The following is a 16,250-nucleotide window of genomic DNA, read 5'->3' on the forward strand; positions in this document are numbered from 1 at the left end:
GCACGGTCGCGGACACGTCAGACTCCCGGGACGACGGGCAGGTAGACGTAGACGCCGAGGATATCGACGGGCTTTTGTGCTCGAACTGACAGGCCACGCCGGGCAGCCCCCGCGCCTGCACGGACTCGGCGGTGGCTTTCGAGGAGCGCATCGGCGCGGTCGTCGGCTCGAGCCGCGAGCTCGTCACCGATCGCGCCGAGCCTGTCGAGCACGCGAGCGGCGAGGTCTCGAGCCTGGTCGCTCGGGACGTTGGCGTTGGGGCTTGCACCCAGAAGCTCCTCGACCTCGTGAGGATGTAGCCACTCAGGCTGGTCTGGCGACCCGCGGAAGGCCAGGACCTGCGCGTCTTCAGCAACGAGTTGCCGCAGTTCATCGCGACCGGGTAGGTCGAGGTGGAAGCGATAGCGCACGAGCAGCAGAGTGGTTCGGACGGAGACGGTGCGCGTCCGCATCACTCCGGCGCGTCGGGCGGGGCGGGCCGTCGGGTCCATCGCCGGGTCCAGTGCAGCGTCGAGCACGTGCCGGGCGACGGCCTCCACGCTCAAGTCGGTCCGGTTGAGCACCGCGTGATGACGAGGGGCCGGAAGTTGCCGGTGGAACGGCAGTGGTTCGGCATGCCCCGGAGGAAGGGCGTCACGGACCCCAGCCGTGAGCGTCGAGGTGACGGCTTGGAATCCGTCTTCGCTAGGGGTGACGGACGCGCCGAGTCCCCGAAGGGACTCCTCGACGAAAGCTGCGACGTCGCTCTGGTCGCCGAGCGCCCGTCTCACCTCTGCCACCTCGGCGGCGACGTCCTCAGGGTGGATGCCCCCCTGGGCGTACTTCGTCCGTGACTGCCTCTCCTTCTCCGCGGCAGACTCCCACTCGCGCTGGAGCGCGTCGGTCCGCTCGGTGAGGCCCAGGTCGAGCTGCAGCTGGTCAGCGTCCTGGCCGCGCAGCAGGAGCCCTTCGAGCAGCGCCTCGATGACACTGTCAGAGCCGTTCGGGACGGGGACAGAGACCCCGGTGGCCTTGCTGATGGCTTGATGACGCCGGATGAGAACGTCAAGGACGATGCCGTCGATGCTGTTGTCCTTTCCATAGACGGTGACGGCGCGCACGGTGTTCATCCGCTGGCCAAAGCGGTCGACCCGGCCCTCGCGCTGTTCGTGACGGGTGGGGTTCCAGGCCAGGTCGTAGTGGACGACCGCCTGGAAGGCGTCCTGCAGGTTCACGCCTTCTGACAGGCAGTCTGTCGCCACGAGAACATGGCGTGCGTCGCTGGCGGTCAGCTCGCGGATTCGCTGCTCCCGCTCCGCAGGGGGCAGGGTGCCGGTCACCGCCGCCACGTCGACGCTCCTGCCCAGTGAGCCCGCGAGATGCTCGGCCACGTAGTCGGCGGTGTCAATGAACCGGCAGAAGACGATGGGGTCATACCCGTCGGCGAGCAGTGACTTGATTTCCTTGGTGAGCAGGCCGAGCTTGCGGTCCGTCGTCGGGCCCTCAAGGGCAGTCGCTTGCCGAGCCATGTCGAGCAGGCGCCGTCGGTGGCTTCCCTCGACCCGCGAGTCATCGATACTGCTGTCAGCGCCCGGGGTCACGTCGGCCGACTCGAGTGCCTCGTCATCCGCAGTGTCGAGCACACTCGCTCGACCCAGCGCATCCGCCTCGGCGACATCCATGGCCTCTGCCGATGCAGCCCTGGTGCGCAGCGTGGATGCGGCAGCGCGCGGCGACGAGGCGAGCGTCCGCAGGAGGGCCAGTGCGGACCACCACCGCACCCGCTGCCGGAGCGAGCCGTCCTGCTCGTCACGCACCTGCTCGCGGGCGTAGTCGAGGACACGATCGAAAAGGTCTCGGTACTCCGGACTGAGGCTGTAGGGAGCCTCTCGAGTCTGACGGTCGCTCGGAAAGGCCGTGTCTTCATCGAGGAAGTGGCGGATATCCGCGCGTCGACGCTGGACAAAGTGCCGGGCCAGCCGCTCCCGCCCCCGCACCTCGTCCAGGTCGAGCGTCTCGAGGGCGGGGTCGAGGAGGGCGAGAAGGTTGCGGAAACCTTCATCCTTGCCAGAGTGGGGGGTGGCGGTCACCAGGATGAGGTGGCGGTCCTGGTTCTTTGCGAGGTCGCGCAACAGCTCATGCCGCTGGTGCCGCGCGCGACGACCGCCTGCGCCGTCATCAGACACTGCCGTGTGCGCCTCGTCGACGATGACGAGTTCGGGGCAGTGGTTGAGGAACTCGTGACGCCGGCTTGGCGACTTGATGAAGTCGGTGGAGACCACGACGAACGGATGACGGTCGAACAGCGACTCGTTCATCATGAGGCCGCGCTCGAGACGACGAACCGTCGAAGTAAGTACGAGCTCGGCGTCGACGCTGAACTTCTCTCGCAGTTCGCGCTGCCACTGCTCGGCCAGCGCGGGGGAGCAGAGTACGGCGAGGCGCCGCGCGTCGCCCTGCGCCAGCAGCTCGGCAGCGATCAGGCCGGCCTCAACCGTCTTGCCGATGCCCACGTCGTCAGCAATGAGCAGCCGCACCGTGTCCTGGCGCAGGGCGAGCATGAGGGGCACGTACTGGTAGGCGCGCGGCTCGACCGCGATATTGCCCAAGGAGCGAAACGGACCAGCGGACGACCTGAAACCGACGCGCAGGGCCGTGCGCAGCAGGCCGGCGCTCGTGGCGTCGCCCAGATCCTCCGGGTTGGGCAACGGGAATGTCGCCTCCCGCACGTCGGCCTCCCAAGGAAACACCCCGGCCGCGTCGTCGGTTCCGCCCCCCAAGGGGCGCACGACGAGGAAGTCGTCGGTGCTGTCGGGGAGCACCACCCATTCGCGGCCGCGAGCATGCACGAGTGAGCCGACGGCAAACGTCATCCGATGAACCGTTCCTTTCCAGTCATGCCCGGCCGGTGGAGCGGCGAGCGCCGAACACCGAGGGATAGCGGGCCACGACAGCATCCCAGTCCGCATCGTGACGCACGCGCACCACCATCCACCCTGCGTCGGCGAGCCGGTCTTCGGCGGCGGCGTCGCGTTCGCTCTGGTGGTCGGTGTCGTGCACCGGCCCGTCCACGAAGACGGCCACTGGGCCGGTGGCGAGGTCGAAGACCAGGTCAGGCCGGGCGTTGGCTTCAGTGACCGTCACTTGTGCGCGGTCCGGCAGACGGAGACCGTGCTCATCGAGCCACACGACGAAGCGCTTCTCGAGCGCGGCGTCGGCGAGAGCGTCCAGCCTCTGGCGCTGCTCGTCACGGGACCTCCCGCCTGCACCCGACGTCGTCCGAGAGCGACTGAGCTCCAGGAGTAGGTCACGTACCGCGTGGCGGTCGATCATCGAGTGCGCGTACTGGTTCCCATATGACAGGAGGCAGTCGTAGCACGCGCGCTCGCAGCGTTCGTGTGCTCCGGGAGCGTGTCCACGGTCCTCCCCGGTGTCAGGGTCGAAGTGAGCCACCTCGAGGGCCTGCCGCGCGACCTTGGCCAGGGCGCCGGGCTCGGTCACGAGTCGGCGGAGTGCACCCGCGCCGCCCTCGGCGCTTTCGGTCAGAAGCATGCGGCCGCGCTGGTCGAGGTCGGGGAGGGAGTCGCTGCTCAGCTCGGAGTCCTCGAGTTGGAAGTGCGCCTCTGCTCCACGTTCGAGGGCGAATCGCAGGGTCGTCGCTGTCGTCTCGTCGACCTGACGATCCAGTCGGACGACGAGTATGTTGCGCCGGTCCTCGACGTAGGGGATGACCTTGGCCTTGTGGCGCACGTCCTCGGCGGGTGCCATCCCGTCCGTGTCGACCGTCTTGTCGGCAGCCGCCTTTTCGGAGAGCCACTTACCTTCGGTGAGATCCAGCCAGAAACCACGGTCGGCCGTGTCCTTCCGACGCCGGCGGCCAACATTGGCGATCCGCATCATTGCGGAGTCGCCGTAGGTCAGGTGCGCCGTGCTCGACCCGTCCGCATCTGCCTGTGCGTCGATGCGGCCCGGACGGTCTCCGTGGTCGTGAAAGCGGTAGGAGATCTCCAGCTCGAAGCCGGAGCGGCGACGCTCCTCCTCGTCGCTGCTGATCCGTTCCCGCCGTCGGGTGAAGACCGTCTGGAGTCGGAGCAGCCCGTAGGTCTTCAGCCCCAGGTGCCCGCCGCAGGAGTCGCACACGTCAGTGCCGACGCCGACGGGGTGGTGGTAGCCGCAGGCCTCGCAGCGACGTGCCTCCTCGGTCTCGGCTCCGGGCTCGGCGTGGCGCGGTAGCTGAACACGGACGACCTCGTACCGCGCTCCTTCGTGGTAGATGAGGGCACCCGGACCGAACTCGTTGATGGCGAGGAACCGAGGGCGCTGCACGTAGTTACCGTCGCGATTCCCCGCCGTGCCCCGCCTTTCGGGGATGTACGCGGCCAGGGGGAGGCGCGGGAACGAGTACCCCGGAAGGAAGCCCTCGGAGGCGAAGTACCGGTAGGAGTAAAAGTCGGTCTGGCCGTTCTCGCGGTCCTCGTTACGCAGGAGGACGAGCTGGTTGCGCGCATCGGCGGCGCGCCGCTGGGCGACCTGGCGGTTCGAGTGCGGGGCCTTGGGGTCAATGGCCAGCTTGTTCTGCTCGTGGTACTCCTCGAGAGCCGTCCGGTACAGCGTGCGCCACCGTTCAAGGGACTCGTCGAAGGTTTGCGGGGCGCGGTGCACCTGGTCGGCGACCCAGCCGTCGTACCACCATGAGACTTCCTCGGTGCCGACGTCCCATGACCGGCGCAGCTCGTCGATGACTGCCTCCGCGCGATGGGTGGCGCGGCGCTGCACGTCTGGTTCCGTCAGCGCGCGCCAGATGTCAGGAAGGACGGTGAACGAGGGCTTGTCACCGCCTGCGTCCAGCAGATCCGTGATGCGTGACTTCAGGGACTGACCCGTCTCGGCTAGCCAGACCGCGTGTACGTGGGACCGGACGAGGTCCTCGTTGGCAAGGTCAAGGCGGGGCGCAACCACCGATCCAGCCACCATGTCGCGCGAGTGCCGGAAGTAGTAGGTGTCGTGGGCGTTGCCGGTCGCGCAGTACGTGACGACCAGGGCCGGCTGTCCGGACCGGCCGGCGCGTCCGGATCGTTGGGCGTAGTTGGCGGGCGTCGGCGGGACGTTGCGCAGCCCCACCGCGTTGAGGCTCGCGATGTCGACACCGAGTTCCATCGTGGGCGAGCAGAAGAGCAGCGGCAGGTCACCAGACCGGAAGGCCTCCTCGCGCTCTTCTCGCACCTCGCTGGGAACCTGAGCAGTGTGCTCCTTGGCCTGGAGGCCGCGGAGCGTTTCGGCGACCTGTCGGTACAGCCTTGTGAAGAACGGGTTGACCCTCACGCTGGCCTCGGAGTTCAGGGACTTCCGGAGTGGGTCTTCGGCGCCCTTGCTTCCGTCGCCGGCGATCCAGCGGATTGCCGAAGCCTTCAGCCGGTAGCCGGGGAAGCCCTCGAGATCGGACACGATGGTGAGCAGGCCCGTCTGCTCCAGGACGCGCAGCAGGTCCCCGATCACGAGCTGCGCGTCATCCGTCGTCAGGGTGGGACCGAGGCCGGCACCTTCGCGCTTCAGGTACCGCCCGTAGGCCGACCGACCGGAGACGAAGAGATCGCCCCGCGGGCGGTTGGGTCGCCCGGGTCGGCCATAGGCGGTCCCGACTTCGACGACCCGCTCGCCCTCGGGAAGCGACCAGGGCCCAGCGAGGTGCTGTCGCGACTCACGTTGGATCCGCTCGTAGCCGAACTCGGTGAGACAGTCCACGTCCACCGCGAGCACGCGGCGGAGCTCATCGAGCAGAATCGTCGCTAGCTCCTGCCGCAGTGCCGGGTCGGCTTCTCGGAGGACGGGCAGACAGCCAGCCCAGGACTCGCTGTCGCGTGCGATCTCCGGCAGGTCGACGTACTCGACGTGGAGGAGCCCCGTCTGCTCGAGGTTGGGCATCGTGATGCGGAAGCCTCGTTGGAGGTCCGTGTAGAGCCGGTACTCGACGACGTTACGCAGTGCGCGGTAGGCCTGGTCGCGCGCTGAGAACCTCGCGAGAGGGTTGGCGGCGATCTCAGGCATTGTCAGCTGCAAGGCATCCGTGACTCGTTGGGCCAGGACCTCATGCGTCAGCCCATCAGGCGAGTCACCCATCGCCGTGAAGAGTGCTCCGCGGAGCTGAGACACCTGAACGAAGTCGTTGAAGTGGCCTGCCTGTAGAGATGCGTCCTGGCGGTTGTCGACGAAGGTGAGCAACTTGCGGGCCTCGGGTGCCAGCTCGTCCGGGCTCAGCGCCTTCAGTGAGCGGACGATACTTGCGCTCACGACCGTGACCGCCGAGGATCGCCCCTCACGGTCAAGGGTCGCCAGCTTCGCGTAGTCGTTTCCTCGGACCTGCTCGTAGGAGACACGGCATCTCATGCAGAAGGCGAAGGGTGTCGAGACGAACCAGCAGCGCAAGCCCTCGCCGCGGCCGACCAGCCGGCCGTCTGACGCGACCCAGATCTCGTTCGGAAGGTACTTCTCCTTGGTCGGCAGCACGGTCGTCTCACCGCGCTCGGAGGTGGCCAGCCAATGGTCAGGCAGACGGTTCTCGGTGATCGGATTCGCCGGCCAAGGCAGGTCTTCGGAGACGTAGATGTAGCCCGTGACGCTGTCGCCTCCCGAGGCATCTGCATCCTTGCGTGGGACGAAGATGGTCTGTCCGTGGCGGCTCACCTTGGCGACGACGAGATAGTCCTGCCCGCATTCACGACAGAATCCCAAAGGGAGCAGGACGTCGTCGGGTCGACCGGGCACGCGCTGTTGGTAGATGCTCGTGATGTACCGGGTCGACTCCGCCTCAGCAGAGACATAGACGGTGTCTCCCTTGGAGAGGAACTGGTGCAACCTGAACGCGAACAGTGGCCGGCTGGTCCCGGGGTTCCGAACCTCGGAGCCGACGAGCAGGGTTCGACGGATCGCCTCGGCGGCCTCCTCGACGGAGGTACCAGCGACGTCGGCCAGGCCGACTGCCGCGATCGGGACCTTGGTGGGCTTGCTCCTCACCAGCCGACCGGAGCCGTCCTCGGTCGCCAACCCGAATGTCTGCTCGACCCATTGAGCAAGAGGGTCACCGGCCAGCTCTTGGTAGGTCGGGGGATGGCGCCGGGACAGCGCGGCCCGGATGGAGTCTCCGAGCTCTCCGCCACGGACATCGCCGGCCTTCGTGGCACGGGTGAGGGTTTCGCCGATGACCCGCTCAGCGGTGACTTCTGATCCGAAGAGCCGAGTGGCCACCTCGGCGACCGCGCGCTGCTGGTCCGCCGACGTCCCGCCGGAGGCCATCGTGGCCGAGGTGCCGATCACCTGCAGGTCAGGGGAGGCGCAGACGTCCCGCAGCCGCCTGATGAGCAGCGCGACGTCGGCCCCTTGGCGGCCGCGGTAGGTGTGCAGTTCGTCAAGGACCAGGAATCGGAGGTCCTGCGCAGCACGGATGAGGTGCTTTCGCTCGTCGGGACGGGTGAGGACGAGCTCGAGCATCACGTAGTTGGTGAGCAGGATGTCCGGCGGATCGGCGAGTATCTGTCGGCGGACATCCTCGCTTTCCTGTCCGGTGTACCGCGCGAAGCGCACCGGTTCCTCGCCCTCGGGGTATCCGAACTCGAGGAACTTCTGCAGCTCGAACATCTGCGAGTTCGCCAGCGCGTTCATCGGGTAGACCACGATGGCCTTCACGCCGGCCTGACGATGGCCGGCGTTGGCGGCACGATCGCGGAGGATCCGGTCGACGATGGGCACGATGTAGGCGAGCGACTTTCCGGAGCCGGTACCGGTCGTCAGCACATACGACTTTCCGGCCCGCGCGACCTCGACGGCATCCCGCTGGTGGCGATGCAGAGTCAGAGTCGACACGCCCGGGTCGTTGCGGTGGGTCTTGACCCGGAAGATGCGCTCGCACTCCTGCTCGATTAGTCCCTCGGCGACGAGCTCGCTGATGCTGCCACCTGTCTCGAAACTCGGGTTGAGACTCAGCCACGGGTCGGGCCACTGAAGACCGCTGGCGAGCTGCTCGTCGACGTGCGCGCTGACCCGCCGGTCTCGAACCTCGACGGCCCCCGACGTGAAGGCGCTGTAGTCCTCGATGAGGCGATCCCGAACCTCGAACACATCCACGCCCGCGTTGCCTCCGTCTACCCGTCGTTAAGCATCCCCGCGATGACCCTAGTGACTGTTGAGCCACGACGAAGGGACTCCGCTCAAATGTCTCGCTGCAAGTCCCTGCGGCGCGCCCACCGTGGTTCAAATGGCATCTGCGCAGGTCACCACGTGGTTGGCTGTGCGACCGGGAAGTCGTCTTGGGGGTTGTTCATGACGTGGTTCGCAGGGGTGCCTCGCGAGATTGAAGTCGCCGGTGTGCGTCTCATCCGTGCCGAACAAGCCATAGAAGCCGGTGAGCCGCCCAATGACTGGAACCACGCGTCACATGAGTACAGCGAGCGTCCGGACTCAGACTGGGTCGCGTCGCAGGTCTTGGACCTGACGCGGCTGCAGCTTCTGGAGCTGCGGCGCGTGGTCGAGCAGATCCTCGGTGCCGACCGGCCGATCATCGCTTTGGAAGACGTTCGGTCGGTTCTCCTTGAGCGTGCAGTGATGCTGCCGGAACCTGACAGAAACGCAGCGGAGTACGAAGTAGACACGGTTGTCGAGGGCTTGGAGCTCCTTGAGGCGCTTCCGCGCGAGATTCACGTTGGTCACGGGTTCGCGGTCGACGGCTCAATCAGCATCACCACGGGCCCGGAGCTGCCCGCGCTCCCCACCATCGGTGTACGAGGGAGCGACACAGGGGAACTTGAGGACGAGCCCGACCGCCTACTTGGCCTCGCAGCAGCACTGACGCGTGCCGCCGGGGAGCTGTACTGGCTGCTGCCCGTGAAGGCGGTCCAAGACAACACGCAGCCACAACGGTCCAGTCCCCACGATGAACTCCTCCCGGTCGTCAAGCCCTCAGAGGTGCCACCGGCTTCGGGCGGCCGGAAGGTCTCGGGGTCTCCGGTGTTTGTCGCTGCCTCACGCCTCGACGAGGTGATGCTCGAGCTGACGTTCGACCAAGCGCTCGCTTTGACGCGGCTCGTCATTGAGTGCGGCGGAGGCCCTGCGGCGGTTGGTGGGAAGCGGGGCCTCATGACCTCGCAGACGGCCAAGCACCTGACTGCGCTCGGGCTCGTGCGCCGAGTTGAGGTCGGCACGGTTGAGGCCATCTACATGGCGCGGGTTCCATCGGTGCGCGACACCCTCACTGCCCCCGAGCTCCGGGTGGTCGGGGTTCGGAATACCGCCAAGCTGGCCGTTGAGGCCGCGCAGCGGGGCACTGACCTGGTGCGGGAAATCTTGTTGAGGGAGGGGTTAGCGGTCCCCGCTGAGGTGCCCGCGCAGCATCCACCACTGGACCGCAGGCAGTTCGGCCAACTCGAACTGGACCTCGGCAGCCCGAATCCAGACGAGGACGATGTCGCCCGTGCGGTACGCGGCCTCATCCAGGAAGCGATGACGTACCGAGACGGCCCCGCGGTCGGGGAGCTTCTTCGAGTGATTGGTCGGTTCACAAAGCTGGCGCCATTCAACGCACTGCTCCTGGACGCCCAAGCCCCCGGCTGTCGCCACGTTCTACCGGCGCACAAGTGGCTGGAGGACTGGAGCCATCGAGTCAAGCCTGGCGAGCGTCCACGGATCATCCTGCGTACGTTTGGCCCGGTACTCCCGGTCTTCGACGTGAGCCAGGTTGAGCCGAGCGGCCGCGACGTACCCCCGCTTCCACAGGAGATCCGAGGCCCGTTCGCAATGGCGCCGATCGTCGGCGTCGAGCACGCATTTGCACAATCGGCTCACACCGCTGTGTCGGAGGGGATCCGTATCAGTCAGACGCACGACGGCGCGGGCAGCGCCGGATCGGCACGCTCTGGATGGGGAGCTGGCACCCTGAGCGTCGCCAGGTCAGAGCGTTCGAAGCCCCACCTTGTCCCTGTCACGGTCGACATCGAGATCAACCGAAACCTCGACCCGGGAGCGGCCTATGCGACGTTGGCGCACGAGCTGGGGCATGTGTACTGCGGGCACGTTGGCTCGCCGTCGTCTGACCTTTGGCCCGACCGCAGCACTGTCACCACCGAGACCGCTGAGTGCGAGGCGGAAGCGGTTGCTTACATCGCGTGCTTGCGGCTGAAGCCGGACGTGCGCATGCCGCCGCACCTTCACCAGTACCTGACGCCCGGGGCTCCTGTGCCACCGATCGACCTCGAAGTGGTGACGAAGGCGGCCGGTCGCGTCATCAACTTGTACGAGTCACCGGCTGAGGTGTGGCGCAGGCTGTCTGACCGGCAGAAGAAGGCGCGGCAGCAGGGTCGCCCAATGTAAACAGAGGCTGGTCTGAGCGGCCTAGGTATTGCCCGCAACACGCTCGGTGCCGGTCTTCGAGGCTCGAAGGTAGCCGGCCAGGACCTCACCGCGTGGCTGGACGTGGTGCATCAGCTTCGAACTGATGGCACTGGCGTCCCGCTCGCTCAGTGGGATCAGGGAGCGGCGAAGGCGGACGCTCCATGTAGCCGCGTCAGGTAGGAAGTCGAGGTGACCCGCCATGGGCCCGAGTTCGACCCCATGGTGAAGCGGCGCGACACCCTCGATGTCGACGTCGAACCCTGTCGTGAAGTCCCGACCACGAAACGAGACTGCCTCCGGCAGGGGGCCAGGAGACGTCCTGACAGTGGCCAGCCCCATGACCAGCCCGCGGTCTCGGCTGGGATTCCGGTAGCACCCTCGAGTCGTGTAGAGGAGTAGCTGGTCACCAATGGCTGGCGCGGAGCGTGCGCGGCCCGCCGGAATGGCCCATCGTTGCTCGGACAGAAGCCACGCCAACGGTTCCCTGTCCGAGATCACCAGCAGCGAGACCACCATGCACCCATTCTGCCCTCGCGGCTCGGCCGACCTCCGGCGCTCGAGACGAGTCGGTGTCGGGGAGCCCCACCGGTGCCTGTGGATATCCGCTACAGGTCTAAGTAGGCGAGCTCCTTGAGTACCACCATTTCGAGCGGCACCTCATAAGGTGCGAGCTAGGAGACGGTTGATCCACATGGCTGCCGCCACACCGTGCCTGTTGCACGGGGCTGGGAGAACCCACTTAGCGGCGCTTCATTCCGGGGCCTATGGGGCTAGGTCAATGCGCAGGGACCTAAGCGTCCCAGGATTGACGTCTTGCCGTCGCCGCAGGAGTTCGAGCAAGTCCTCCTGGCGGGGTTGGCCGAAGGTCAGCCGGTACAGGGCCACGTCCTTCTTGATCCGCGCGTACCTGGCGGCGTCGGAGCTGAGGAGAATGGGTGCGACATGCCGCTCGATCTTCGCCGGTCCCGGGTAGACCCAGCACGGTGTGAACCCGCCGTACTGGCCCTCGTAGTCTCGGGCCGCCTCATAGAGGTGGTTCCAAGGGTTGCCGCCGTCGCCACGTGCAAGCACCGATGCGCCATGTCGCGCGGCGATGTTCTTGCGGATCGCGTGGCCGCGGTAGCGGTCGACACGGCCCTCGCGCTGCTCGAAGTCGACCGGGTTGGCGGGGGTGTTCCAGTGGAAGACCGCGTGACACCACCAGTGGAAGTCCACGCCCTCCTGACCCACCGAGGTGGAGGCGAGGACGAACGGCCAGAAGGGACTGTTGAAGGCTTGCCTGACCTCGGGCTGCCTTGCGTCCTCCCCGGCCGCCCGTCGCCCTCCGTACCGGAGGGCGAAGCGCGGGACGAACGACAGCGAGCCGTTGAGGTCTGACGCGTTCAGTGCGCGCTGGCTGCTCGTGCGCAGGCTGAGCGCGGATGCGGCATTCCAAGCCAGGTCCGACAGGACATCGCCCGTGACCGGCCCGTTGCGAAGGTCCTGCAGCAGGTGGTGCAGGTACTCGTCGAGGACCGATTCCAGGTTTCCTGCGGCGCAGTACGCAAGGACCTGCCGCCAGTACGGCCGATCTGTGCCGTCGGTGCGCTCGACAATCTTGATGGCATCCGGTCGGTTGAAGAGCGAGCGCAGCCCGTTCGCCAGTACAGCGGCCGCTTCGAAGAGGCCCACATCCTCGACACTCTCGGCCTCGGAGACCAGTCGCCCGATTGCGCGTAGGGCGATGTTCCCGGGGGAGAAGAGGGCGACATCCGCCAGCACGGAAATGGTCGCGTCGTCGACCGGCTTCGGTCCTTGCGCCCGGGCGGTTCGGGCGTCGCATCAGGGCCCCCGTCGTCGTTCCCGGCCGGGTCGTCCTGGGGCACGACGCCGTCGACGAGGGCCGCGAAGTCGGCGAGCTCGGGGCTGAGCCGCTTGCGCTCCCAGGCCTGGCGCACCTCGCCGTGCCCGAGCCCGTCGGGGTTGCAGTAGGAGCACTGCACCCAGAGGAAGTCCGGGTCCTCGGGCGCTCGCGGTGGGAACGCCCCACGGGCGATGCCCGAGACCAAGGTGCCCACGGTCGCCGCGTAGGTGGCACCGACCTCGGGGGTGAGCTCCACCTCGACGCGCTCCCAGTGCTTGTGGACGAACCAGTAGAGGGCGCGACGGGCGTGTCTGGGCGGCCGTGGACGGCCCGGGCCGCGAGGGCGTACACGGGGAGCTGGAGCTTCTCGCCCGCAGCGACCGGGTCCTGCTTCAGGCTGCGGAACGTGCGGGCGCTGCCGGTCTTGATGTCCGTGACGAGGAGGGTTCCGTCGCGGGCCTGGTCGACCTTGTCGGCGGAACCGTGGAAGGCGACGCTCCCGGCATCCGGAAGGTCGAGGCGGACCGGCTCGGTGCCGTCGAAGCCGAAGGCCAGCTCGCTGGCGACCACCCGGGCGCCGAGCCGCGCCGCCACTCGTTGTCGTCGGTGACCATCCTGTCGAGGGTGGTGAGGAGGCGAAGTCGGGCGACGGGCCACAGGCGGGGGTGGCCGGTGAGGCCCTCGGACTCGAACCGGTCGGCCGTCGCCGCGCCGATCTCCTGGAGGCGGCGGCGCTGGGCGTCGGACCACGGCTGGCCGTAGCCGGGCAGCTCGCCGCGCTCGGTCGCCTCGGTGACGAGCTGGTCGAAGGACTCGTGGACGATGTTGCCGACGTCCAGCGCGTTGATCTCGATGGCCTCCTCGGGGGACTCCACCGGCTCGACGTGCAGCATCCGCTGGACGAACCACGCGTGGGGGCAGATGGCGTACCGCTCGAGGGAGGTGGGGGAGACGAGGCGCTCGCCGGTCGCGAAGTCGGTCAGCCCCTCGCTGCCGGTGAGGTTGCCGTCGAAGCGGGTGAACTCGTTCGACTCCCGGGCGCGCTGGAGCTCGCGGGCGGCCGCGACAGCGTCGTCCTCCAGGTCGTGGGTCGCGGAGGCCGCGCGCATCGCCCACTCCTGGCGGGTGCTCGGCTCGTCGGTGTCGAGAACGGAGGCCGCGAACGACGGCGAGCTGTGCAGCCACGCCTGCGAGGCGCCGACACCGTCGGCCCACCGCGTCGCGGCGAGGTTCGGGTTGCCGCTGAGCGCGCGTAGGGACGGCAGCAGCCACCGGCTGGGGAGCCGCTCGCTGCTGCGCCGCAGGTCCCCGCGCGGGAAGCTCGCGGTGACGCGCGGCGCCGTGTCGAAGGCGGCGAGCAGCTGCCGGTGCTTGGTGTCGAGGGTGGTGCGGGTCGAGGGGAGCTGGCCCGCGGATGCCGCCCGCACCCGTTCGGGGAGAAGGGAGTCCTCGTGGAGCCGGCCGGGGTAGAGGTCCTCGGAGAGCCCGACGACCCAGACCTCGTCGAGGTCGAGGCCGACCGCCTGGGAGAGCGGGGCGACGAGGACGCCCTCGCCGAACCGGCCGACGCGGGGGAGGGCCGACTCGAGCTCGACGCCGAGCACCTCCTCGAGGCCGAGGAGGGACGGGGCGAGGCCCTGCGTGTCGAGGGCGGTGAGCCCGGTGAGCACGCGTTCGACGACGCCGAGGGCGTACTGCTCCTCGAGCGGCAGGCGCCGGCGGCGGTCCTCGGTGAGGACGGCATCGAGCAGGTCGAGCATGGCGCGTCCCAGGGCGTGCCACGTGGAGGTGCGGGCGGCGTCGTCGAGGCTGCGCTGGAGGTCCGTGACGAAGGTGAGCAGCTGCTCGCCGGCCTCGACGTTGCGGCGGGCGTGGGCGCGGCTCGACTCGTAGTCGGTGGTCGCGGCCTCGTGCTCCTGGCGCTCGACGTACGCCTCGAGCTTGGCCTGCCAGTCCTCTCCGCCGATGACGCCGGCCTCTCGCGAGACCCGTTCGAAGCGGGCGACGCTGACCCGCGCGCCGGTGAAGGTGGTGAGCGGCACCTCGCCGAGGGTCCGCATCACGTCGCCGCGGCGGAATCCGGTGCGGGCGTTCTCGAGCAGCCCGAGGAGCAGACGAGCCGTGGCGCGCTCGGCGACGGGGCGCACCCCGGCGCCGTTGACGGTGATTCCAGCGGCGGCGAGGTGTTCGTGGAGCAGCCGGGCGTAGGGGGAGACGTTGGCGTAGAGGACGGCGAGCCGGTGGGCGGGGTGCTCTCGGAGGGCGGCGACGACCTCGCGGACGGCGCAGCGCACTTCGTCGTCGGCATCGGATGCCGTGAGCACGCGGTGAGCGGTGGGCTCCTCGCGTGCTGGGGTGTGTGGTTCTCGGTCGCCGTCGTGGGCGCGGTCGGTGTCGCGGTCCTGGGTAGCCGTCACGGCGGCGACGGCGGCGACGACCGCGGCATCCGGCCGCTCTGTGGCGGTGAGAGCCGCGACCACGTGGAGGCCCGGCGCGGCGGCGGCGAGGGCGCGCAGCATCCAGGTCTCGGCCCGGTCGAGGTCCTGCGGCAGGTACAGGACCAGGGTGCCGAGCTCGTCGGTGGACGCCGCTCCCGACCCGAGCAGGTTGGTCGCCGTGTGGAGGAGGTCGGTGGTGTCGTAGAAGCCGTCGATCAGGCGGTCGCGGGTGGCCTGGTGCAGCCGCACGACGTCGGCCGTCAACGACGAGACGCGGACGAGGTGGGGGAGCGCCTCGGGGTCGACGTCGCGCAGCGCGCGGTGCGAGCGGGCGAGGGCCCTGGCGGTGGCCGGGTGCGCGGCCACCGGGGCGAAGGTGCCCGGGTCGGTGTCGAGGCAGGCGCGGACCGCGGCCGCGGTGACGGCTGACGTCGCGGGCCGTCGGCTGGCGCCGGCGAACGTGGGGGCCGCGAGCTGCTCGGCGATGTGGCGAAGGGTGGTGAACCGGATGGCGGCGATGCCACGGCGGTCGGGTCCGAGCCCGTGCGCGAGGAAGCGCCGCGCGACGATGCCGGCGATGTTGTTCGGGACGAGCACCGTCACCGGCGCCATCGCGTCGTCGGCCTTCGCTTCGGCGACGACGCCCCGCAGTGCCTGCAGTGCTTCGGGGCCGTAGCGAACCCATCTGATCTCGCCGGTCACCATCCCCTCCTCCGTGGCCTGCCACTCACGCTAACGTGGCACAGGCTCCGTGACCTGCGGCTTCGGCGACACTCCAAGTGTGATGCACGGCCAATTCGTCCTCGCTGGGAGGTCAGCGAATCACCAATGTGAGGCACGCAGACGGCGCATCCAGGGGCTGAACCTGGGTTCGCAAAGGCCACCGAGGCGGGCACGCCAAGCCAGGACGCTGGCCTCGACCCTGGCGACCCTCGACGTCGGTTCCACATCGTTGCTCGCGCGACTCGAGACGTGCTGGGTGCGCCCGGGACGGGTAGTGGCTGGGTGGTGGAAACCCGTCGGGGGGCCCGAACGGCAGGCGTGACGCGGTGGGGTACCTTCGCGCCATGGCGAAATCTCCGAGGGTCCGAGAGCAGCACATCGCAGTCTTTGGAGAAAGCGGTTCAGGCAAGACGGTGCTGGTGTCGTCCTTCTTTGGTCCCACCCAGGAAGGGTCCTACTCGAACGACCTCTGGCACCTGGTTGCTGACGAGACTGGCCAGGGCAATCGGCTGTACCAGAACTACCTCGGGATGCGGGACCGAGCGACGGCGCCATCGCTCACCAAGTTCGGGAGCTCGACGTACTACTTCACTCTAAAGTTGAAGAGCGGGGACAACGCGGCATCGAGGAAACGCCCGTTCGACGCCCTGCGGCTCGCGTGGCACGACTACCCCGGAGAGTGGTTCGAGGAGACGCCGAGCAGCGATGAGGAGGCTCGTCGGCGCGTCGACACCTTCAGGTCATTGCTTCGTTCCGATGTTGCGCTCTTCCTCGTGGACGGTCAGAAGCTGCTCGCCTACGAAGGCGAGGAAGAGCGGTACCTAAAATGGCTCATCGAACTTGACCGGGCACCTCGCGGATCGCAGCTGAGGCTCGCCGGTATTGGCGAG

At 68.2% G+C, this 16,250-nt stretch carries 7 protein-coding genes; 2 read left to right on the top strand and 5 right to left on the bottom strand.

What is annotated here, in order from left to right; all coding sequences use genetic code 11:
• Positions 1-17: 17 nt before the first annotated feature.
• Positions 18-2,852, bottom strand: coding sequence for a helicase-related protein (locus ABD899_RS05950; RefSeq protein WP_345203452.1), 2,835 nt, complete (start codon positions 2,850-2,852; stop codon positions 18-20).
• A 22-nt stretch (positions 2,853-2,874) separates the two neighbouring features.
• Positions 2,875-8,097, bottom strand: coding sequence for a DEAD/DEAH box helicase (locus tag ABD899_RS05955; protein ID WP_345203454.1), 5,223 nt, complete (start codon positions 8,095-8,097; stop codon positions 2,875-2,877).
• A gap of 195 nt (positions 8,098-8,292) precedes the next feature.
• Between ABD899_RS05955 and ABD899_RS05960 the strand changes: the two genes are divergently transcribed.
• Entirely contained in the window at positions 8,293-10,335 is a 2,043-nt protein-coding gene (locus ABD899_RS05960) for an ImmA/IrrE family metallo-endopeptidase (RefSeq protein WP_345203457.1), read from the top strand.
• A gap of 21 nt (positions 10,336-10,356) precedes the next feature.
• Here ABD899_RS05960 and ABD899_RS05965 read toward each other — a convergent pair whose 3' ends face one another.
• The 3 genes from ABD899_RS05965 to ABD899_RS05975 form a co-directional block, all read right to left on the bottom strand.
• Positions 10,357-10,872, bottom strand: a complete 516-nt coding sequence (locus tag ABD899_RS05965; RefSeq protein ID WP_345203459.1) for a hypothetical protein — start codon at positions 10,870-10,872, stop codon at positions 10,357-10,359.
• Between the two features lie 246 nt (positions 10,873-11,118).
• The gene (locus ABD899_RS05970) at positions 11,119-12,117 is read right to left on the bottom strand and encodes a hypothetical protein (RefSeq protein ID WP_345203462.1); all 999 of its coding nucleotides are present in this window, start codon (positions 12,115-12,117) and stop codon (positions 11,119-11,121) included.
• 474 nt (positions 12,118-12,591) lie between these two features.
• Positions 12,592-15,339 carry a PD-(D/E)XK nuclease family protein gene (locus ABD899_RS05975; RefSeq protein WP_345203463.1) on the bottom strand — a complete coding sequence of 916 codons (2,748 nt, stop codon included), beginning with the start codon at positions 15,337-15,339 and terminating at the stop codon, positions 12,592-12,594.
• 365 nt (positions 15,340-15,704) lie between these two features.
• Here ABD899_RS05975 and ABD899_RS05980 point away from each other — a divergent pair.
• On the top strand, positions 15,705-16,250 hold a 546-nt coding region (locus ABD899_RS05980), incomplete at its 3' end, for a TRAFAC clade GTPase domain-containing protein (protein ID WP_425474941.1).

Origin of the sequence: Fodinibacter luteus (genome assembly GCF_039541575.1) — a bacterium.
GTDB classification, from domain to species: Bacteria; Actinomycetota; Actinomycetes; order Actinomycetales; family Dermatophilaceae; genus Fodinibacter; species Fodinibacter luteus.